The following is a 21,151-nucleotide window of genomic DNA, read 5'->3' as shown; positions in this document are numbered from 1 at the left end:
GGTCACGGTTGCGCGCGGGTCCGACGGGCACGTACGGTCGACCCGTACCTCGTCGCGAGCCGCGACGTCGGTGCGGCCGCCATACCGGCCGATCCAGCGGCTCGCGGTCACGGGGGCTCCCCGCACGGAAGACGGACTCCTGCGCTCCAGCACCGGTACTGCGTCCACGACGCAGCAGCTGCTCTCGCACTGACGTCCCCCGTGCCCGCCCCTCAGGGGCGAGCCGTTGCTCCTTCGGAGTCCGGTGGTCGTCGTGCGCCGACACCGACCCCTGGAGCACCGTGCCCTCCACTTCCCGCACCACCCCGCCCGCCGTCGTCCTCCACGACTGCACGTTCGCCTGGCCCGACGGCTCCGTCGTCCTCGACCGCGTCACCGCTGCGTTCGGACGCGGGCGCACCGGTCTCGTCGGCGCGAACGGCGCCGGCAAGTCGACCCTCGTCCGCCTCGTCACCGGCGGCCTCTCCCCCACCGCCGGGAGCGTCTCGACGACGGGACCCGTCGACCTGCTGCCCCAGCGCCTCCGGCGAGGGCCCGACGACACCGTCGCCGATCTCCTCGGGATCCGGCAGCGCCTGGACGCTCTGCACGCGATCCTCCGCGGCGACGCGGATCCGAGGCACTTCGAGGTGCTCGCGGACGACTGGGACCTCGAGGCCCGGGCGCTCGCCGCACTCGGCGACGCCGGTCTCGACCTGGAGGAGGCGGACCTGCTGCGGCCGGTCGCGACCCTCTCCGGAGGGCAGGCCGTCCTCACGGCCGTGACCGGCGTCCGGCTGCGCGGCCGGCCGATCGCCGTGCTCGACGAGCCGACGAACGACCTCGACCGGCGCTCCCGAGGGCTTCTGCTCGACCTGGTCGACCGGTGGCGCGGGACGCTCGTGCTCGTCAGCCACGACCGGGAGCTGCTCGAGCACGTCGACGAGATCGCGGAGCTGCGCGACGGGGCGGTCCGCACCTCGGGCGGGACGTTCTCGGCGTTCGAGGAGCGGCTCGCCCTCGAGCAGGCGGCCGCGGAGCGCGATCTGCGCGACGCCGACCGGCTTCTCCGCGCCGAGCGGCGGCAGCGCATCGAGGCCGAGACGACCATCGCCCGCCGGGCGCGGGCGGGGGCGCGATCGGCGGAGTCGATGCCCGCGATCCTCGCGAACGCGCGGAGAGGACGAGCCGAGGCGACCGCGGGACGGCTGCGCTCCGGGCACGGGGCCGCGGAGGCGCGGGCGCGCGAGCAGGTCGACGCAGCGTCGCGGGCAGTCCGGGACGACGACCGGGTCCGCCTCGACCTGCCGGACCCCGAGGTCGCGGCCGGGCGCCGTCTGGCGGAGGTGACGGTGCGCGGCCGGACGACGGTGCTCCAGGGGCCGGAGCGGATCGCCGTGGTCGGCGCGAACGGGACGGGGAAGACGACCCTGCTCGAGCACCTCGTCGGGGCGCCGGGTGCGCGGGAGCATCCGCTCGCCGGCACCACGGCCCGAGCGCTGACGGAGCGGGTCGGCTGGCTCCCCCAGCGCCGCGAGGGACTCCTCGACGAGGAGGCCACCGTCCGGGAGCACGTCTCCCGGGCCGCGCCGGATCGTCCTGCGGTCGAGCTGCGGAACGCCCTCGCGCGGCTCCTGGTGCGCGGCGACGTGGTCGATCGGAGGATCGCGTCGCTCTCGGGCGGCGAGCGGTTCCGCGTCGCGCTCGCCGGGCTCGTGCTGGCGCAGCCGGCTCCGCAGCTGCTCGTGCTCGACGAGCCGACGAACGACCTCGATCTCGCCACGACCGACCACCTCGTCGACGTTCTCGCCGCCTGGCGGGGCGGCCTGGTCGTCGTCAGCCACGACGAGGCGTTCCTCGACCGGCTCGGACTCCACTCCCGAGTGGTGCTCGACGCGGAGTGACGGCTGGTCCCCCGGCCCCCGGCGGTTCTGGCCTCGACCGGGCCCCTGCCGCCGGGGAGACTGTCCGGGCCCCTCCCGCCCTCAGCGAACGGACCGACGTGCTCACCGGACTCAGCGCCTTCCCCCTCACACCGCTCCGCGACGACAGCATCGACGAGCGGTCGTTCGCCGCTCTCGTCGAGCGGCTCGCGCGGGCGGGAGTCGACTCGATCGGCGCCCTGGGCTCGACCGGCTCGGCTCCGTACCTGGACCGCGACGAGCGCCGGCGCGCAGCAGAGATCGCCGTCCGCGGCGCCGGCCCGGTGCCGGTCGTGGTCGGGATCGGGGCGCTGCGCACCTCGCAGGTGCTGGCGCTCGCCGAGGACGCGCAGAGCGCCGGAGCGAGCGCGGTGCTCCTGGCGCCGCTCGGCTACCAGCCGCTGACGGACGAGGACGTACTCGGGCTCTACGAGGACGTGACGGCTCAGCTCTCGGTGCCGCTCGTCGTGTACGACAACCCCGGGACGACGCGCTTCTCCTTCTCCGACGACCTCTACGGGGCCGTCGCCCGGCTGCCGCAGGTCGCCTCCCTCAAGATCCCCGGCGTGCCGGAGGGACCGGGCGCCGCGGCGGCGCGCGTCAGCGAGATCCGGGAGCGGGTGCCGGAGGGGGTCACCGTCGGGGTCTCGGGGGACGCCGCGGGTGCGCGCGGGCTGCTCGGCGGCTGCGACGCCTGGTACTCGGTGATCGGCGGCCTCTTCCCGCGGACGGCGCTGTCGATCGCCCGGGCGGCGCAGTCGGGCGATGAGGCGGCCGCGATCGCGGGATCGGCACGCCTGCAGCCCGTCTGGGACCTCTTCGCGGAGCATGGCGGCAGCTACCGCGTGGTCGCGGCGATGGCGGAGCAGCTCGGTCTCGCCGAGGCGCGCTGCCTCCCGCGTCCGGTCCGCGGGCTCGGTGCACGGGCGCGGGCCCGGGTCGCGGAGGTCCTGGCGGAGCTGGGGCCTGTGCTGGAGTGATCCGCGGGCGGGTCGGCGGGAGGACGGCTCGGACGGCGTGGTCGTTCCGGACAGCCGGAGGGGCGGGCCGGGGATGTCCCCGACCCGCCCCTCCGGCGGAGCACGCGACCTCAGCAGGCCTTGGACGCGCGGTAGGTGTTGCGTCCCGCCGCCACGAACAGCGCGTCGAGGACTCGGGCCTTGCCCGGCGCCACGGAGTAGCAGCTGCCGTCGAAGTCGGCGATGATGTCGGCCTTGCGCTCGACCGTGCTCGACCCGCAGTTGCGGAAGACGAGAGCGCGCTGGCGCAGGACGCCCTCGGGTCCGAGGGTGGCGCCGGTGGCCACCTCCTGGGCTCCGCACGCGTAGTTCCCGGCGCTCACGTACTGTCCGTTCGCGACCTCGGCCGCGGAGGCGGGCGTCGCGACAGCGACGACGCCGACGGAGGCGATGGCGCCCGTGAGGGCGAGGGTGGCAAGAGTTCGTCGAAGAGTCATGGTCGTTTCTCCTTCTGCTTCTCGGTCCTTTCACGCTGGCACCGGTCCGCCGACGAGCGCGAGGAACCTGGGAGCCTTCACACCGGGGGGCCAGACCGGTGCGGGGAAGTGCTCCCGAACGGGGCGAAAGGGTCGGAACCGGCGGGGCGGACGATCAGGAACGGGCCTCTCCTTCGCCTCGTGAGCGCCTCGATCCGCCGCCGATGCGGTCGCCGAGCCGCCGACCGTTCCGTCCGTGCGGCGTCGTCCCTCCGCCGTCCCGCGACTGGCGCGCATCGACGGGTCGTCCGGCCGGTCCTCCGGCTAGCGTTGCAGGCATACCCCCGCCGACCCGGACCGCTCCGCCGACCTCGTCGGTTCGCGGTCCCTGCACGAGGAGCTTCCGTGTCCCCCGACGATTCCGCAGGACCCCCCTCTCGAACTCCCGGCCTCCGGCGGCGCACCGTCGTCGGCGGCGCCCTCACGGGTGCTCTCGCTCTGGGCGCGGCGACGCTCCCGGCCGCCTCAGCCTCAGCCTCCCCCGTGCCCGGCCTGCCCGGGGAGAGGACCCGCACGATCAACGTGAGGACGAAGAACCGCGGCGTGCTCTACGACGTCCTCACGGTCTCGATCGCGGGCGACCTCGCGCGGATCTTCGTGCCGCAGACGGTGAAGCCGCGGCAGGCCGCGGCGGTACCGGTGATCTGGTTCATCCACTCCGCGCAGGCCGACCACACCTCGCTGTCCAGCGTCTTCGCGTACCCGGCCGAGCTCGCCGTCGAGCGGGGCGCCATCGCGATCTGCCAGACGCTCGGCGGCACGATCTGGACCAACGACACCGCGCAGAAGCACCAGCGGAACGGCTACGCCTACCTCTCCGGCCAGTTCCCGATCGCCGCGAGCTACCTCTGGGCGATGTCGGCCGGCGGTGCGCTCGCCTGCGAGGACTACGGCGCGCGGGTCTTCCCCGGCATCAACGGCGTCTACCTGGTCAACGGCGTCTACGACCTCCGCGACACCCACGACCGCACGACGCGGGGCCGCTTCTCGATCGGCGGTGCCTTCGGCGGCAGCACCGCTCAGATCGACTCCCACAACCCGAAGCGGCTGCCCGCCTCCGCCTGGGCCGGCGCGAACATCCGCGCAGTGGTGTCCGACACGGCCCACCCGGACCCGAGCGTGCCGCCGGCACTGCACGGGCTCGCCCTTGTGAAGAAGGCGACGGCCACGGCCAGGGAGGCGACCGTCCGGACGCACGCGCTCGGCCACAACGCACCGTCGTGGGTGAACCAGGACGGCATCGATGCGATCTTCCGCTGGCACGCCGGGCTGGCCGCCGCGCCGGCGCCGTCGGCGACGCCGACCCCGACGAAGACCCCCGTCGTCCGCCCGTCCACCGCGGGCCGCTGGGACTTCGACCAGGCGGACGCTCCGTACGCGGGAGGGTCGGGGTCCCCGTTCCGACCCCGCTGAGCGGTCAGGACGCGACGGCGTCCCTCGGGATGCGCTGACCGTCACGGGCCCGCGGCGGGAGCGCTCGGCCGCAGTGAGACCGGGCCTACGTCCCCTCCGCGGAGCTCCGCGGCGCCCTCTTCCGGACAGGGCCGCTAGAGGACATTGTCAGCGGCGGGACGGCCGTGCCACGGTTCGAGGACGGCCGATGAGGGCCGTCCCGATCGAAGGCAGCACATGCGCTCCAGCACCGTCCCTCGTCCGCCCGCCGTCCAGGACGGCACGTCGCAGCCGCGGGATCCAGGAGCGGCGCGGCGGCTCCGGCGGGGTCTGCTCGGGCTGATCGCGGCCGTCGCGCTCCTCGTCGGCACCGCCGTTCCTCTCGCGGCGGTCGCCGCTCCGTCCGCCCCGGTCCTCGGGGTGGCGGCCTGGGGAAGCGGCACCGACGGGAAGACCACGGTCCCGGCCGGGGTCGAGGGCGTCCTCTCCCTCGCCGCGGGCCGGACCCACAGCCTCGCCGCGAACGGCGACGGCGGGGTCGTCGCCTGGGGCCGCGGGTCGTACGGGCAGACCAGCGTCCCCGACGGTCTCACGGGGGTCGTCGCGGTCTCCGCCGGCGACTACAGCAGCCATGCGCTGAAGAGCGACGGGACCGTCGTCTCCTGGGGCTACGACGGCGACGGGCAGGTCTCGAGGAGTGCCGCGCTGACCGGGATCGTCGCGATCTCGTCCTCCCGCGACAACAGCCTCGCGCTCGGCAACGACGGCACCGTCACGTCGTGGGGCAGCAACGGGCTGGGCGAGGGCCTGGTCCCGGCCGGCCTCGGAGGCGTCACGGCCATCGCCGCGGGCCAGCGCCACAGCCTCGCCGTGTCCGGCGGGAGGGTGATCGCCTGGGGCTGGGACCTCTACGGGCAGACCGACGTCCCCGCGGGGCTCGAGGGCGTGGTGGCCGTCGCGGCGGGAGAGACCCACAGCCTCGCGCTGAAGGAGGACGGCACCGTCGTAGCCTGGGGCGCGAGCTCCGACTCGGTCGTCGTCGACTACGGCCAGACCACGGTGCCGGAAGGCCTGTCCGGGGTCGTGGCGATCGCCGCCGCGTCCGACTACAGCCTCGCGCTGAAGGGCGACGGCACGATCGTCGGCTGGGGCCGGAGCTCGGCCGGGCAGTTGCAGTCCCCCGCCGGCCTCGCCGGCACGACGGCTCTCGCAGCCGGACCCGATCACGTGCTCGCCCGGGGCCCGCGTCCGGTCCTGACGGCGGATGCTCCTCCCGCATCCGGGCCGCTCGGAGCGGCCGCCTCGTACACCTTCGCGGCCGACCGCCCCGCCTCGTTCGCGGTCGCCTCCGGCTCCCTCCCCGACGGCCTGTCCCTCAGCGCGTCCGGGGTCCTCTCCGGCACGCCGACGACCGCGGGCACGTCCACCTTCGCCGTCTCCGCGCGGAACCCCTTCGGCGCCACCGTCGGGGCCCCGCACACGTTCGCCGTGGCGGAGACGACGGTCGGGCCGACCCTGGCCGGCGACCCGCCCGCCGCGACGGTGGGCACCCCGTACGACTTCGACTACAGCGTGACGGGCACACCGGCGCCGACGGTCTCGCTCGTCTCCGGAACGCTCCCCGCCGGCCTGAGCCTCGATGATCGTGGCGGCCTGACCGGGACGCCGACGACCGCCGGACGCTCCACCTTCACCCTGCGGGCCTCGAGCGCTGCGGGGAGCGCGGAGACCACCAGCACCGTCGTCGTCTCCCCCGCCGCCGCTGCACCGGGGATCTCCGGTACCCCCGGGCCGGGCGTCGTCGGCACCCCCTACGACTTCGGCTACACCGTCTCGGGCTTCCCCGCGCCGTCGGTGGCCGTCTCCTCCGGTGCGCTCCCGTCCGGCCTCACCCTGACTCCGGCCGGGCGCCTGACCGGGACTCCGTCCGCGCCGGGCACCTTCACGTTCACGCTGGCGGCCCGCGCCGGCACCGCCTCCGCGGAGACCACCAGCACCGTCACCGTGTCGTCGCCGACGGTCGCGCCGACCCTCTCCGGGACGGTCGCGGCCGGCGTCGTCGGCTCGGCCTACGACTTCCGCTACGCGGTGAGCGGCACGCCCGCTCCGTCGGTCTCCCTGGTCTCCGGCGCACTGCCCGCCGGACTCACCCTCGACGCGACCGGGCGCCTCTCCGGGACGCCGACCACGGCCGGGACCACCACCTTCAGCATCCAGGCCGCGAACTCGGCGGGCACGGCTCGGGCGACGAGCACGCTGACGGTCTCGCCGAAGCAGGTCGCGACGAAGGCCGATCTGCGCGTCGACCTCTCCGGGCCGGCCTCGGCGGTGAAGGGGAGGACGCTCACCTACACCCTCATCACGACGAACGCCGGTCCGGCTGCGTCTGGGTCGGTCTTCTCGCAGGTCGTCCTGCCCGCGGGTGTGCAGTTCGTCTCGGCGACAGGCTCGTACACCAGGGTCGGGAACGTCGTGGTGTTCCAGCGGGCCGGCCTGGCGGACGGGCGGACCGTGTCGGAGAAGATCACGGTGAGGGCGGCCGTCTCGGGCACGGCGACCGCGCTGGCGGCGGCGTTCTCGACGAAGACGCCCGACCCGTCCATCCGCAGCAACGCGGACACGGCGAGCACGACGATCCGCTGACCGCGGGAGCGTGACGGCGGGCGGTTCCTCGCGGGCCGCCCGCCGTTCTCGATGCGGGAGCGTCGAGGTCCGCCGCGTCCGCGCCTCGTCTTCGACCGCTAGCCGGCCCGAGGGCGGTAGAAGCGCACGACCGGGAGGGCAGCCGTCGGAGCCTCGGGCACGACGATCTCGAGGCGCTGGATCAGGGCCGGGACGGTCGGCGTGGTCTCGAGCCGGCACTCGAGCTCTCCGTCGCGGCCCGGCAGGAGGAAGGCCGCCTGCGCCGCGGAGGCGCTCCAGAGCAGCCGCTCCACCAGCGGCCTCGCGGTCGGGTCCTCGGCGAGCCCGCCGATCTCCGCGATCGCCGTGGCGAGGCGGCGGGCGCGCACGTCGGCCGGCACATCGCTCAGCAGGTTGGGGCTGAACAGGGCGCCGCTGCCCGGCTCCCCCGCCCGGGTGAGGTCTCCCGCGACGATCGCGGCCTCGACGGCGGCGGCCGCGGCGAGCGTCGACGGGAGGAGGGTGATGGTCCGCGCCGGAGGAGCGGTGTCCTCGAGGGCGGCGCGGAGGAGTCCCGTCGCGGCGGCGGCGAGCTTCGCCCCGTTCGCGGTCGCGAAGACCACGGCCCCCAGGCCCGACTCCAGATGCCACCGCATGTTCGACGACCAGCCCGGCAGGCCGCCGGAGTGGTGGGCGATCCCGCCGAAGCGGACGTCGTGCTCGACGACGAGGCCGAACCCGTAGGCGGAGCCGTCGAGCGTGCTCTCGACGGCGCGAGGGCTCAGCGCGGGGACCGGCGTCCAGCCGCGCTGCATCTCGCGGCGGGAGGCACGGCTCAGCACCGGGTCGTCGTCCGCGCCGTCCTCGCCCTCGAACGCGGAGGAGAGCCAGCCGCTCCAGCGGGCGATGTCGCCGACCGTGCTGAACATGCTCGCGGCGCAGGCGCCCGCTCCGGTGCCGGTCACGGGGCGGGGCACCCAGGTCCCTCCGTCGTCGAAGGTGCTGAAGCCGGCCGCCAGGTCGGTGCCGTCAGGGTAGTCGCCGCTGTCGTAGCGGGTGTCGTGGAGGCCGAGCGGCTCGAGGATCGTCCGCGTCGCGAAGGTCGGGAAGTCCTCCCCGGTCACGTTCTCGACGAGCACGCCGAGCAGCCAGAAGCCGATGTTGGAGTACTGGTAGACCTCACCCGGCCGCTCCGTGAAGGTCAGCCCGCGGCCGACGACCTCGAGGAAGTCCTCCCGCGTCAGAGCCATGACGTCGTCGGCCCAGCCGTTGTCCTCCGGGAGCCCCGAGCAGTTGCTGAGGAGCATCCTGATCGTCACGGGCAGCGGCAGGCCCGCGGAGTCGAGCGGGTCGGTGAACTCCGGCACGTGGTCGGCGACGCGGTCGTCGAGGCGGAGCAGCCCGCGGTCGCTCAGGATCAGCACCGCCGCCGCCTCGAAGCTCTTCGACATGGAGGCGATGCGGTGCACGGTCCCGGGCCCGGGAGCGGCGCCGTCGAGGCGGTGCTCGCCGCGGCCGTGGTGGACGAGCAGCCCGGTGCGGTCGAACAGGGCCCAGCTCAGCGAGGGGGCCGGCGGCGCCTCCTCGTCGAACCACCGGGCCAGCCGGTCCTGGAGCGGCGGGGAGAGGAGCGTCGGCGGAGGGAGCGTCATGCCCTCATCCTCCCGCACGCGGCACAGGCCGCCGCGGTCCTGCGGGTCACCGCGGGAGGACGCCGTCGGGGCTCAGCCAGTCCGGGCGGCTCCCCTCGACCGCGTCCAGGACGTCCTCCTGCGGGCCGGTCGCCGATCTCCGCGGCGACGAGGATCCGGTCGTCGACGGGAGCGGAGGGACCCGCCGTGCATCCGGCGAGCATCCCGATCAGCAGCACTCCCCCGGCGATGCGCGCCCCTCTCGAACCCGTCCGCCCGCTGTCGAGCGTCGCGGTGACGGCCGCTCCGGCGGGCTGACGGGTCCCGGCGAGAGCCCGAGCGACCGCCGGCACCTGCGAGCCGGACGAGGAACTTCTCAGGTCCTCTTGCGTGTCGGAGGCGCGGGAACCTAGTTTTGTCGAACCGGTTCGAAGCACTGTTGCTCCGACCCCGGACCGACGCCCGCCGTCGTCCGGCCGGCTGTCCCCACAGAAAGTGACCAGCGTGACAACGATGTCCTCCCCGAGGCGCGGCACCCGCTCCCTCGCCCTCGCGCTGAGTGCCGCGACACTCGCCGCCCTCGCCGTCGCTCTCCCGAGCGCCGAGTCCGCCTCCGCGGCCGTTACCACCGTCCCCGCCGACGCGCTCATCCTCCAGTACGACTTCGAGCAGGGGCAGGTGTCCGGATCCACGGTCGCCGACCTCTCGTCGAAGAAGCTCGACGGCACCGTCGTCAACAGCGCGAGAGCGACGTACGTCGCGGGTCGGAAGGCCGGTACGACGGCGATCGACCTTCCCGGGGGCGCGGCGGACTCGACCTCCGCGCCGTACCTGACCGTGCCGAACGGGCTCTTCCAGGGCGTGACGCAGACCACCGTCTCCGCCTGGACGAAGTGGTCCGGAACCGGAGGCTTCCAGTGGCTGTGGTGCCTGGGCATCAGCCCCGACGCCGCGTCGGCCTTCGCTCCGTCGTTCGACGGCGGCAGCGCCCGCGCGATCATCAAGCAGCTGAAGGACGGCGGTGAGACCGGGGTCTCCAGCTCCTCGCCGCTGCAGAAGGACCAGTGGGTCAACGTCACCGCGACGATGGACGGCACGACCGTGACCCTGTACCTCAACGGTCTGCAGGTCGCGACGGCTCCCGCCTCCGTCGATCTCGCGAAGCAGCTCTACTCCGCCTCCGCCTCCAAGAGCGGCAACATCGGCCGGGCGCTCTGGAACGTGCACCCCTACTTCGACGGAGCGATCGACGACTTCCGCGTCTACAACCGGGCTCTGACCGCCGCTCAGGTCCGGGGTCTGGCGGGGGACGCCGCGCCTGCCGTCACCGGTGTTCTCTCGACGAGCGTCGCGGTCACCACCGGCATCGGCGTCGCGCCGGCCCTGCCGGGGGTCCCCGCCACCTACTCCGACGGCGTGAACCGCGACGCCCCGGTCACCTGGGAGAGCGTCCCCGCCTCCGCGTACGCGAAGCGCGGCACCTTCACCGTGAAGGGCACCGTCACCGGCCTCGGCACCGCGGTCACGGCGACCGTCACGGTGCGCGCACTCGACGAGATGACCATCGACCTCGGCACGAGCACCGGGGAGTTCATGGGCGGCGCGTCCGGCACCCTCTACGGGGTCTACGGCGAGGGCCTCCCCTCCGACAACCTCCTCGAGGGGATCGACCTGCGCACGGTCTCGACCAAGGCGCAGGACGGGCCGCAGCATCCGGGCGCGGACGCGTTGAGCGTCGCGAAGGCCGTCGCCGACACCTCGGACGGCGACACCTACATCTACATGACGGACATCTACCGCGGCTTCCCCTACGAGTGGCCGGGCAGCACTCCCCAGGAGAAGCTGGCCGACTACCAGGCGAAGATCGCCACGCAGGTCGACCAGGTGCTCGCGCTCCCCGAGGAGTACCAGGACAACATCGTGTTCGTGCCGTTCAACGAGCCCGAGGGCAACATGTTCGGCAACGGGAAGTGGAGCTACGACGGGAAGAGCTGGCTGGAGGACCCGACCGCGTTCTTCGCGGCCTGGGACAGCACCTACGCGCTGATCCGCGACAGGATGCCCGACGCCCGCATCGCCGGACCGAACACCAGCGTCCTCTACGACCAGGTCCGCGGGTTCATGACCCACACGCTCGAGCAGGACACCGTCCCCGACGTGATGACCTGGCACGAGCTGAGCGCCCCGGGTGAGATCCGCACCAACGTCGACCGCTTCCGGGCCTGGGAGGACGAGCTGTACGCGGGCACGTCCTACGCCGGGAAGCACCTGCCGGTGAACCTCAACGAGTACGCCTTCAACTACCACACCTCCGTGCCCGGCCAGATGGTCCAGTGGATCAGCGCGCTCGAGGACAAGAAGGTCGACGGCGACATCGCCTACTGGAACATCGACGGCAACCTCTCCGACTCCGCGGTGCAGGCCAACCGCGCCAACGGCCAGTGGTGGCTCCTCAACGCCTACGCCTCGATGACCGGCGACACCGTCGCGGTCACGCCGCCCAAGCCCGGCCAGAGCTACACCCTCCAGGGCGTCGCGACCCTCGACACCGCGGCCAAGCAGGCGAGAGCCCTCTTCGGAGGCGTCGGCGGCTCGCAGAAGGTCGCGTTCGAGCGCATCCCTGCCGCCACCTTCGGCTCGAAGGTCCACGTGGAGGTCAGCGAGATCCGCTGGACCGGCCAGGTCGGCGACTCGGGAGCCCCGCAGACGGTGAAGGAGTTCGACGCGTCCGTCGTGGACGGCGCCCTCTCGCTGGACTTCGGCGGATCCCTCCCCGCGCTCGACGTCGACTCCGCCTACGAGGTCGTCCTGACCCCGGGCGCCAACGCGTCGTCGCCGTCCGCCTCGCCCGTCGACTTCCGCCAGAAGTACGAGGCCGAGGACGCCCGCTACACCGGATCGCGGAACCTCAACGGACCCGAGGGCTCGCCGACCAACGTCGGCGGCTTCTACACCTCGGGCGGACGCAACGTGGGCGGGATCCGCACCGGCGGTGACCTGAAGCTCGACTTCGCGGTCACCGTCCCGAAGGACGGCGAGTACGACCTCAGCGTCTTCGCCAACTCCCTCAACACCTACGCCGCCAACGCCCAGCAGGGTCCGATCAACGCGTTCCTGAGCGTCGACGGCGCTGCGGAGCAGGAGATCCTCCTTCCGCTGGCCTACAAGTTCGTGGTCTGGGACCACGCGGACACGAAGGTGAAGCTGACCGCCGGCACCCACACGATCTCGCTCGCCGCGAAGAACCTCGCCGGCACGAAGTCGACCGTGGGCGACGCGATCGTCGACAAGATCGAGCTCTCCCTCCCCAGCGCGGCCGCCGCGACCTCGATCCACGAGGCCGAGACCGGCACGCTCGAGAACGGCGCGACGGCCGACTACTCCCGCGCCGGGGTCTCCGGATCGGGCACGGCGACGCTCACCAGCGGCGCCTCCACCACCGTCTGGGGCTACTCCGCGAAGGACGCGCCGTCCTCCGTGACGGTGGACACCCTGGGCGGCGGCACCGGCGACCTCTACGTCAACGACGTGAAGGTCGGGCCGGTGGGCGCGAGCTCGACCCGCCAGGTCTTCCTCTCGGGCGGCGTGAACAAGATCGAGGTCGTCGGCACGAGCGGCACGCTCCTCGTCGATCGGATCGTCGTCGGAGCGAGCGCGAACCCGCCCGCGACGACGAGCTACGAGGCGGAGGCGGCCACGATCACCGGCCCCGCCACGGTCCGCGACCTGTCCTTCGCGTCGGGCGGCAAGGCCGTCGGGAACATCGGCGGCGGACGCGACGGCGACTCGACCCTGACCTTCGGCGACGTGAAGGCCGAGCAGGACGGGACCTACGCGCTCACGCTGCGCTACTCCAACGAGGAGCAGTCCCCCGCGACGCACTACAACCCCGACCCGCTCGCCCGCCACGCGGACATCACGGTCAACGGAGTGACGCAGCGCGTGCTCTTCCCGCACACGTTCCACCAGAACCAGCTGTGGGACCTGAGCGTGCCGGTCACGCTCAGGAAGGGCTCGAACACCATCGCGATCACCTCGAAGGAGCTCCCGGGCTTCGACGGGACGACCTACCTCTCCGACACCTTCCCCGGCGTCCTGCTCACCTCGCAGTACGCGCCCAACATCGACAGGATCTCGGTCACGCCCTTCGTCGGGCGGACAGCGGGCCTGACGGTGACCGGCACGGCGGCCTCGCGCTGCACCGCGGGGAAGGTCACGATCACGGGGACGGCGACCAACACCAGCGCGGTCACCGCTGACATCACGATCGGCTCGGCCTGGGGCACGAAGACCTTCACCGGGGTCGCTCCCGGCAAGACGGTCTCGGCCGCCTTCAGCACCCGCGCTGCGAGCGTCGGAGCCGGCGCTCTCGACGTGCGGATCGCGGGGACGGTCGACGGCGCTGCGGCGAGCGGATCCACGGCACCGGCCTACGGTGCGGCGCGCTGCGGCTGATCCGTCCAGAACGCCCTGACGCGGCCGGGCACCTCGTGCGCCCGGCCGCGTCGGCGTGTCGTCGGGACCGGACGTTCCCCGACGGGGACGAGCGCGCCGTGGACGAGCAGAGCGCCGGAGCCGCAGCGTCCGGTCCTCGCTCCGGGGACGCGGCGCCCGAGTTGCGTGCGCCGCGCCGCACTGCCACTCTCGACACGGTTCGAGCGGGGGTGGAGATGGCCACGATCGGAGACGTCGCGAAAGCGGCAGGGGTCTCGCGCAGCACGGTGTCGTACGTCCTCTCCGGCAAGCGCAGCATCTCCCCCGAGACGCGCAAGCGCATCGAGGACGCGATCGCCGAGCTCGACTTCACGGTCAACGCCGGAGCACGGGCGCTCGCGACGCGCCGCACCATGGCGCTCGGCCTGCTCGTCCACTTCGACCCGGACGAGTTCGCGCCCGCGATGGTCGAGTACGTGCTCCCCATCACGGCCCGCGCCCGCGAGCTCGGCTACGACGTGCTGCTGGCCACCGAGGCCGACGGGGCGGCTGCCGTCCGCCGGCTCACGGGCTCCGGGCAGGTCGACGGACTGATCCTTCTGAGCGTCGCGGACGACGACGACCGGCTGCCCGTCCTGCGCGCCTCGCGGCGGCCCGGTGCCGCCCTCGGCGTGCCCGCGGACGCCTCCGGGGTGGACGTCTTCGACCTCGACTTCGGCGACGCGGCCCGCCTGCTGATCGAGCACCTGGGTGCCCTCGGGCATCGGAGCATCGGTCTCGTCACCCCTCCTGAGCGCGTCTTCGACCGCGGAGGGACCTACGGGCTCCGGTTCCGCGAGTCGGCTCTCGAGACCGCCGGTCGGCTCGGGATCGAGCTGGTGCTGCGCCCGGCCGCCACCGCCGCCGACGCCGTCGAGCCGATGGTCACGGCGTTCCTCGACGATAACCCCGGTCTCACGGCGCTGGTCGTCCACAGCGACCGGACCATCGCGATGCTTCCCGCGATCCTGGGCCGACGCGCTGTCGCCGTGCCCGGGCAGCTGTCCGTCGTGAGCCTGTACTCGGCCGAGTTCGCCCGCGACTTCTCGCTCCCCTACAGCTACGTCGAGACGGGTGCCGCCGAGCTCGGCGCGCACCTGGTCGACACGCTCGTCGAGCGGATCGAGCAGCCGTCCCGCGGCGAGGAGCCGTCGATCCGCCTCCTGCCCGCGCGTCTCGTCGACCGCGGGAGCGCCCGCGCGGTCTGAGGACCGCTCCGGAGCCCCCGAGGCCCTGTCAGAATCGCGAGGCGACCTCGTAGAGGACCTCGTCGTCGCCCGCGTAGACGCCGTCGCGCCGCGGCCAGTGCGCGATCACGTCCGTGAAGCCGAGCTCCTCCGCCCGGCCGGCCATGTCCTCGAACCGGGCGACGCTCTCGAGGGAGTAGTCGCTCCCGGAGTCGAGCGAGAGGTGGCGCTCGACGGTGCGCGGGTCGCGCCCGGCCGCCTCGAGCGCCGCGTCGAGCCGCCGGGAGAGGGACGCGACCGCCCGCCACCACTCCTCGCTCGACACTCCCTCCGGGCCGGTGGTGACCCAGCCCTGCCCGCGCTCGGCGACGAGCGCGAGGCCCTTCGGCCCGTTCGCGGCGAGGACGAACGGGACGCGGGGGCTCTGCACGGGCTCGCCCACCATCCGCGCCGAGCGGGCGGTGAACCACTCCCCCTCGAGGTCCACGCCGCTCGAGCCGGGCTCCTCGAAGCGCAGCAGCGCGTCGAGGGCCGTGACGAACTCGGTGAAGCGCTCGTGCCGCTGCCGGGGCGAGTAGTCGGGCTGCCCGAGCACGCGCGCGTCGAAGCCCGTGCCGCCCGAGCCGACCCCGAGGATCGTCCGACCGCCCGAGATCTCGTCCAGCGTCGCGATCTCCTTCGCGAACGGCACCGGGTGGCGGAAGTTCGGGGAGGCCACGAACGTGCCCAGGCGGAGCGTCGCGGTCACCATCGCAGCAGCGGTGAGGGTGGGGACGGTCGCGTGCCACGGCTGGTCGGCGAGGGAGCGCCAGGAGAGGTGGTCGTAGGTCCACGCGTGGTCGAAGCCCAGGCCCTCGGCCGACTGCCACTTCCGGCGGGCCTCGGCCCACGGGTCCTGCGGGAGGATGACGATGCCGTGTCGCATCGTCCGAGTGTACGAGCGCCGTCGGGTCAGAGCGCGGCGGGCGGCACCGGGGGTGGATCGGGCACCTCGTCCACGACCGAGCGCGGGACCATCAGGGTCGGCATCCGCACGCGCAGGCGCAGCGGTTCCCGCTCCGACGCGCCGAGCAGCTCGCGGGCGGCGCTCCGCACCTGCCGGGCGAGCGCCGGGTGCACGGCCCCCGGATCCTCGAACGCGGCGACCAGCTCGCGCAGCACTCGGGTGGTGCTCCGCGGGTCGCCGTCCTGCCTGGGCATCGGATCGGCCCCTCACTCTCGGCACGCCGTCAGGGTCCCGGCGGTGCAGCGGATGTCTCGCGCCGACGGTAGGGCCGGGGACGGCGCCGTGGCACTGAGGTTGACAACGGGAGGTCCCGGCGGATCGCGGTGCGCGGGGTGCGATCCGCCGCGAGGGGGGCCCTGGCGTGGATCGACGGCCGCCGCCAGGAGAGCCCCATTCCACGACCGCGTCCGTCCGGTCGCGGCTACTCTCGGGGCGTGATCACGACGACGGAGCGGGTGGACGACTGGATCGAGGGCTGGTGCCGTGCACGCGGCGTGCAGCGCGTCCGCGAGGACGGGGCCTGGCTGGTCGAGGTCGGAGCGGAGTCGCGAACGCGGGAGCGGATCCTGGTCGATCCGTCGCCCTCCGCGCTGCAGGCGGGCGCCGAGCGGACGGCCGGGCCCCGGGAATGGCTGACGGTCATCGGCCTGGGCGACGAAGCCCGCCTTTCGCCCGCCGCCGGGCTGGAGCTCGTGTCGGGCGACGAGAGCCTGATGGCGGCGCTCCTCGGCCCGGGCCGCACCGCCGAGGGAGCCCTGCTCGAGGGAGCCGTGCTCGAGGCCGCCGACGGAGTGGCGAGCGTCCGGCTGCTGGTCGACGGAGTCGTCGCCGCTCAGGGCACCGCCGCCGTGCACGGGACGGTCGCGGTCCTGGACCGGATCGAGACCGATGCGCGGTTCCGCCGACGCGGGCTGGGACGGCGGGTCGTCGACGCCCTCACCGCCTGGGCCCGGTCCGAGGGTGCACGGAGCGGTCTCCTCGTCGCCAGCACGGACGGCCGCGCCCTCTACCTCACCCTCGGCTGGGAGGTGGTCGCGCCGGTGCGCATCTGGCGCGGGGCCGCACTCCGAGATCCGGGACAGGGCTGCGCGGCCGCCGGGCGATGATCCCCCGCCGTACGGCCCTCCGGGAGCGCACGTCCGCCTGAGTACGGAATCCCGCGCAGCGGATCCAGGCGGCGGAGAACGGCGGAGCAGCCGTGAAGCGGCCGCCCGCAGATCCGAATTCAGCCGATGAAATCATCCTCGAAAGAGGGACACCGGCTAATGCTCACACGGCCTTGTCCGAGAAGCGGATCATCCGCTTCTCGGACTCGTGTCACCGCCCTCGGGTCGTCAGCCTAGAGCGCCCTTCTCGGCCGAGTAGAGCTGCTTCACCTGCTCCGCGGTCAGCGCCCGGTCCCACACCCGCAGTCGGGCGAGGGAGCCGGCGAAGCGGTTGATCATCGTGCCGTCCCGGCCGACCGCTCCGACCACGAAGTCGCCCGGAGCCGCGTTGAGGCCGTCGGGGTAGACGTAGGGGTTCTTGGCGTAGGTCGCGCCGAGCTTGTCGGTGTACACCGGGTACGCGGTGGCGGCGCCGTCGAGGTACGAGACCGCGACTGCGCCGTCGTACGTCCCGACGTGCAGCTGCCACACGCCGCGCGTGATCCGGCGGGGCTCCACCGAGTAGTCGCGCGAGTACGGGTAGCCGGGCGTCGGCCCGCCGAGCTTCGAGACGTGCATGCACACTCGCTCCCAGCCGCCGTACTCGGGGAGGTTGTTGAACAGCGCGTAGGAGCGCAGCGGCCCGACCGTCGACTCCTCCCAGACGCCCGCGATGCAGGCGCCGTCCGCGTCGGAGTTGAGCACCCACACCGCGATCGTCACCTGGCCGGTCGAGGCGCCCAGGTTGAGCGGGCCGACCTCGCCCTTGGGGACGACCAGGTGGTCCGTCGTCCCGTTGAGGGCGACTCCGGTGCCGAACGGCGTGGCGACGGCGCGGGCGGAGGAGCCCGCACCCTGCCGGAGCGCCGGAGCGCCCGCGACGGCCGAGGCGAAGGGGGCGGCGCTCTCGGCGAAGGACCACTCCGCGATCGGCGTGGGCACGGTGACCGTGGGGACCGGAGCGGCGTCGCCGACCACGAACGCGTCGAGGATCAGGTTGGTGCCGCTCGAGGCCGGGTTGCGCCCGCTCCCGCGGCGGATGGTCACCGTGTGCGGCCCGGCCGCGAGCTGTCCGCTGCTCCAGACCGTCTGCTTCGACCGCGTCGCGGCGCTGTAGCGGTCGACGGACGCGACCTTGACTCCGTCGAGCTCGACCTCGTTGATGCCGGACGAGCCGGTGAGGCGGCTGATCCAGCTCACGCTGGTACCCGTGAAGGCGAGGGTGGCGGAGGCGCCCGCGGTGGTCGAGTAGGCGATGCTGCCGCCGCTGTCCGTGCTCGCCTTCAGCGTCGACCAGGTGCCGGTCGTGACGATCGGGGCGGCGCCGTTCTCGTAGGTGCCCGCTCCGGGCAGCGTCGTCGCCGGCGGAGGCGTCGCGTCGCCGACCACGAAGGAGTCGAGCAGCAGGTTGGTCCCGGTCGAGGCCGGATTGCGGCCGCTCCCCCGGCGGATCGTCAGCGTGTGCGGCCCGGCGGCGAGCTGTCCGCTGCTCCACACCGTCTGCTTCGAGCGGGTGGACACGCTGTAGCGGTCGACGGAGGCGACCTTCACACCGTCGAGCTCGACGTCGTTGATCCCGGAGGACGACGTGAGTCGGCTGATCCAGGCGATGCTCGTGCCGGTGAAGGCGAGCGTCGCGGAGGCGCCGGAGCTGGTCGAGTAGGCGATGCTCCCGCCGCTGTCCGCGGTGGCCTTCAGCGTCGTCCAGGTGCCGGTGGTGACGATCTGCGCGGCGCCGTTCTCGTAGGTGCCCGCGCCGGGCAGCGTGGACACGGGCGGCGTCTCGGGCTCGGGCTCCGTCTGCGGCACGGGGCCCTCGGCGATCCAGCGCTGGAAGGTGTCGATCATCTCCTTGTTCGTGAAGCTCGGGACCTTGTGGCCGTCGGTGCCCTCCCCCGGGTGGGTGCGCAGCGTCGCCTCCTTCGCCAGGGGTAGGGCCGCGGCGTGCAGGGCGGCGCCGTGCAGGGCGAGCGGCACCGTGACGTCGTCGGGAGATCCGGTGATCCTCAGCCGGGCGCCGCGCCACACCGACGCGGGCAGCCGCGCCGGGTTGGTGGCGGCGATCGCCGCCGCATCCGCGTACTCGGGGCCGATCTTGTCCGGCTCGCTCGCCGCGCGCTCCTCCATGTCGTAGGAGCTGCTGCAGAGGTACGCGCCCCGGATGTTCGGCACCATCCGCTTCCCGTAGGCCCAGGCCAGGAGCGGCCCGCCTCCGGAGTCGGAGCGCAGGAGGCTCGCGTCGATCCGCCACACCGACGAGGCCCAGGCGGCGACCGCGGCCTGGATCTCGATCGCCCGCGGGCTCGACCAGATGCTGCCGCCGTAGGTCGGGCAGATGCTGACGATGCCGCGGTCCACGGCGAGGTCGGCGGAGTAGGCGAAGGCGCTCGAGAGCGCCGTGTGGGTGCCGTTGCGGGCGTGGTAGTACCAGAGCATCGATGCGCCCCTGGTCTGCGACGGAGGCGTCGCGTGCGGCACGAACAGGCGCGCCCGGTCCCCCGCGACGACGACGTCGATGATCTCGTAGCGCTTCCCGCCCGTCTTCGACGTGGCGGTGGACAGGCGCGAGACCTCGCCGGGCAGTCGGGGCACCGCGGTGAGGTCGCCGGCCGCGAGGGCCGGCGTCGCGAAGGCGATCGCGCCCGCGCCCGCGACGGATCCGGCGAGGATCGTGCGGCGGGAGAGAGCGGAGAGGGCCTTGCCGCCCGATCGGGAGCCGGTGCGGGAGGAGTCGGCGGAGTCGCCGACGGCAGTGTCCTGAGGAGTCACGGAAGAGAGAGCCTTTCCGATCGTCACCGTTACTGGTACACCGATCGAAAGAGGAGGAGAAGGCGTTCAGTGAACGAGCGGCAGTGCTCGCGCTGCTGATGCGGATCACCTTCTCCTCGAGAAGGAAAGGGAAGCCGGATCAGGCTAACAGAGGAGATGAGAAGGGGTTCAGTATTTCTACCCACCGCTTTATCAACGGGAAGAGGACTCGCCAGGAATCGCTTATCCGGCCGCTTATCGTCCCTTTTCCGGTGACACGACGCGTGCTGGACACCGCCGTCTGGCAGGATGCCCCCGTGTCGGAGACGGGTCGGCTGCAGCGGGGCGGCGCCCTCCCCGTGCTCCTCGTGTTCCTCCGCCTCGGGCTGACCTCGTTCGGCGGGCCGATCGCGCACCTCGGCTACTTCCGCGAGGAGTTCGTGGTGCGCCGCGGCTGGCTGACCGATCGCGCGTACGCCGACCTCGTCGCGCTGTGCCAGTTCCTCCCCGGACCCGCGTCCAGCCAGGTCGGGATGGCGGTCGGCCTGCAGCGCGCGGGACTCGCCGGACTGGTCGCCGCGTGGTGCGGATTCACGCTCCCCTCGGCGATCGCCCTGGTCCTCGTCGCCGGGCTCGTCGCCGGTGCGGGCGATGTCGCCTCCGCCGGCTGGCTCCTGGGCCTCCAGGCGGCGGCGGCCGCGGTCGTCGCGCAGGCCGTGCTCGGGATGGCGCGCTCGCTCGCACAGGACCGCCGCCGCGCGACGATCGCCGGCGCGGCGGCCGTCGCTGCGCTCCTCGCCCCGGAGCCCGCGCTGCAGGTGGCGGTGATCGCGGCGGCGGGCCTGGCCGGCGTCCTGTGGCTGCGCGGCGAGGAGGCGGCTCCGGACGAGGGCCCGGGCTTCGCGGTCCGGATCCCGACGGCGCTCGCGGTCTCGGCCCTCGCCCTCTGGGGGCTCCTCCTGGCCGGCCTCCCCCTGCTCGCCGCTCTCACCGGCGAGGGAGCGGCGGGTCTCGCCTCCGTCTTCTACCGCGCGGGCGCTCTGGTGTTCGGGGGCGGCCACGTCGTGCTGCCTCTGCTGGAAGCGCAGACGGTCGGCGCCGGCACGGTCGGGCAGAGCGAGTTCCTGGCCGGATACGGGGCGGCGCAGGCGGTGCCCGGCCCGCTCTTCACCTTCTCCGCGTTCCTCGGCGCGGTGGGCGCGGGGACGCCGGACGGTGTCGCGGGGGCGGCGATCGCGCTGGTCGCGATCTTCCTGCCGGGCGCTCTGCTCGTGGTCGGCGTGCTCCCGTTCTGGCAGCGGCTGCGGCACCTGCCGGTCGCGCAGAGGGCGCTGGCCGGCGTGAACGCCGGCGTGGTGGGACTGCTCGGCGGCGCCCTCTACGACCCGGTGCTGACCGAGGGCATCGGCTCGACCGGCGCTCTGGCGCTCGCGATCGGCGCCTTCGTGGCGCTGACGCGCTGGACCGTGCCCCCGTGGATCGTCGTCCTCGCCGCCGCGGGCCTCGGCGCCCTGCTCCTCTGACTCCCTCCGGGGACGACGATCCGGACCA

Annotated in this window: 13 protein-coding genes; 8 read left to right on the top strand and 5 right to left on the bottom strand. The window is 73.6% G+C overall.

Translation table 11 applies throughout. From position 1 onward, the window contains the following. Positions 1-281: 281 nt before the first annotated feature. Positions 282-1,883 carry an ABC-F family ATP-binding cassette domain-containing protein gene (locus C5C25_RS08455; RefSeq protein WP_104250333.1) on the top strand — a complete coding sequence of 534 codons (1,602 nt, stop codon included), beginning with the start codon at positions 282-284 and terminating at the stop codon, positions 1,881-1,883. A 98-nt stretch (positions 1,884-1,981) separates the two neighbouring features. Continuing rightward, entirely contained in the window at positions 1,982-2,881 is a 900-nt protein-coding gene (locus C5C25_RS08450; protein ID WP_104250332.1) for a dihydrodipicolinate synthase family protein, read from the top strand. A 110-nt stretch (positions 2,882-2,991) separates the two neighbouring features. On the opposite strand, the gene C5C25_RS08445 is transcribed toward C5C25_RS08450, so the two are convergent. Then, a complete protein-coding gene (locus C5C25_RS08445; RefSeq protein ID WP_104222056.1) occupies positions 2,992-3,357 on the bottom strand; it encodes a hypothetical protein in 366 nt (121 codons plus the stop codon). A gap of 561 nt (positions 3,358-3,918) precedes the next feature. Here C5C25_RS08445 and C5C25_RS08440 point away from each other — a divergent pair. Together C5C25_RS08440 and C5C25_RS08435 are read left to right on the top strand one after the other, a co-directional pair. After that, positions 3,919-4,809, top strand: a complete 891-nt coding sequence (locus tag C5C25_RS08440) for a hypothetical protein (RefSeq protein ID WP_104296162.1) — start codon at positions 3,919-3,921, stop codon at positions 4,807-4,809. A gap of 216 nt (positions 4,810-5,025) precedes the next feature. Beyond that, positions 5,026-7,431, top strand: coding sequence for a putative Ig domain-containing protein (locus tag C5C25_RS08435; protein ID WP_104250330.1), 2,406 nt, complete (start codon positions 5,026-5,028; stop codon positions 7,429-7,431). Between the two features lie 98 nt (positions 7,432-7,529). Here the strand turns inward: C5C25_RS08435 and C5C25_RS08430 are convergent, their stop codons facing one another. Next, the gene (locus tag C5C25_RS08430) at positions 7,530-9,062 is read right to left on the bottom strand and encodes a serine hydrolase (protein ID WP_104250329.1); all 1,533 of its coding nucleotides are present in this window, start codon (positions 9,060-9,062) and stop codon (positions 7,530-7,532) included. Positions 9,063-9,554: 492 nt separating this feature from the next. Between C5C25_RS08430 and C5C25_RS08425 the strand changes: the two genes are divergently transcribed. Then, on the top strand, positions 9,555-13,496 hold the full coding sequence (locus C5C25_RS08425; protein ID WP_104250328.1) for a LamG-like jellyroll fold domain-containing protein: 3,942 nt from the start codon (positions 9,555-9,557) through the stop codon (positions 13,494-13,496). Between the two features lie 215 nt (positions 13,497-13,711). Further along, positions 13,712-14,722 (top strand): LacI family DNA-binding transcriptional regulator, encoded by a 1,011-nt coding sequence (locus tag C5C25_RS08420; protein ID WP_104250392.1) that lies wholly within the window; start codon positions 13,712-13,714, stop codon positions 14,720-14,722. A gap of 28 nt (positions 14,723-14,750) precedes the next feature. Here the strand turns inward: C5C25_RS08420 and C5C25_RS08415 are convergent, their stop codons facing one another. Next, entirely contained in the window at positions 14,751-15,626 is an 876-nt protein-coding gene (locus C5C25_RS08415; protein WP_104250327.1) for an LLM class flavin-dependent oxidoreductase, read from the bottom strand. A gap of 26 nt (positions 15,627-15,652) precedes the next feature. Continuing rightward, positions 15,653-15,901: a hypothetical protein gene (locus C5C25_RS08410; protein WP_146078454.1), complete on the bottom strand. Its 249-nt coding sequence runs from the start codon at positions 15,899-15,901 to the stop codon at positions 15,653-15,655. 240 nt (positions 15,902-16,141) lie between these two features. Between C5C25_RS08410 and C5C25_RS16665 the strand changes: the two genes are divergently transcribed. Further along, positions 16,142-16,813 (top strand): GNAT family N-acetyltransferase, encoded by a 672-nt coding sequence (locus C5C25_RS16665; protein WP_219814396.1) that lies wholly within the window; start codon positions 16,142-16,144, stop codon positions 16,811-16,813. Between the two features lie 228 nt (positions 16,814-17,041). Here the strand turns inward: C5C25_RS16665 and C5C25_RS08400 are convergent, their stop codons facing one another. Then, positions 17,042-19,621 carry a LamG-like jellyroll fold domain-containing protein gene (locus C5C25_RS08400; RefSeq protein ID WP_104250326.1) on the bottom strand — a complete coding sequence of 860 codons (2,580 nt, stop codon included), beginning with the start codon at positions 19,619-19,621 and terminating at the stop codon, positions 17,042-17,044. 296 nt (positions 19,622-19,917) lie between these two features. On the opposite strand from C5C25_RS08400, the gene chrA reads away from it, so the two are divergent. Next, positions 19,918-21,123 (top strand): chromate efflux transporter, encoded by a 1,206-nt coding sequence (gene chrA / locus C5C25_RS08395; protein ID WP_258069373.1) that lies wholly within the window; start codon positions 19,918-19,920, stop codon positions 21,121-21,123. Positions 21,124-21,151 lie beyond the last annotated feature (28 nt).

It is taken from the genome of Rathayibacter sp. AY2B9, assembly GCF_002931595.1.
Lineage (GTDB): Bacteria > Actinomycetota > Actinomycetes > Actinomycetales > Microbacteriaceae > Rathayibacter.
Note: the sequence above shows the minus strand (reverse complement) of the source record. Positions and strands in the feature narration are given on the sequence as shown.

Bases quoted from the DNA above. Each gene is read 5' to 3' on its own strand.
- C5C25_RS08435 (WP_104250330.1), top strand. From the start codon at position 5,026: ATGCGCTCCAGCACCGTCCCTCGTCCGCCCGCCGTCCAGGACGGCACG.
- C5C25_RS08430 (WP_104250329.1), bottom strand. From the start codon at position 9,062: ATGACGCTCCCTCCGCCGACGCTCCTCTCCCCGCCGCTCCAGGACCGG.
- C5C25_RS08420 (WP_104250392.1), top strand. From the start codon at position 13,712: ATGGCCACGATCGGAGACGTCGCGAAAGCGGCAGGGGTCTCGCGCAGC.
- C5C25_RS08425 (WP_104250328.1), top strand. From the start codon at position 9,555: ATGTCCTCCCCGAGGCGCGGCACCCGCTCCCTCGCCCTCGCGCTGAGT.
- C5C25_RS08415 (WP_104250327.1), bottom strand. From the start codon at position 15,626: ATGCGACACGGCATCGTCATCCTCCCGCAGGACCCGTGGGCCGAGGCC.
- C5C25_RS08445 (WP_104222056.1), bottom strand. From the start codon at position 3,357: ATGACTCTTCGACGAACTCTTGCCACCCTCGCCCTCACGGGCGCCATC.
- C5C25_RS08410 (WP_146078454.1), bottom strand. From the start codon at position 15,901: ATGCCCAGGCAGGACGGCGACCCGCGGAGCACCACCCGAGTGCTGCGC.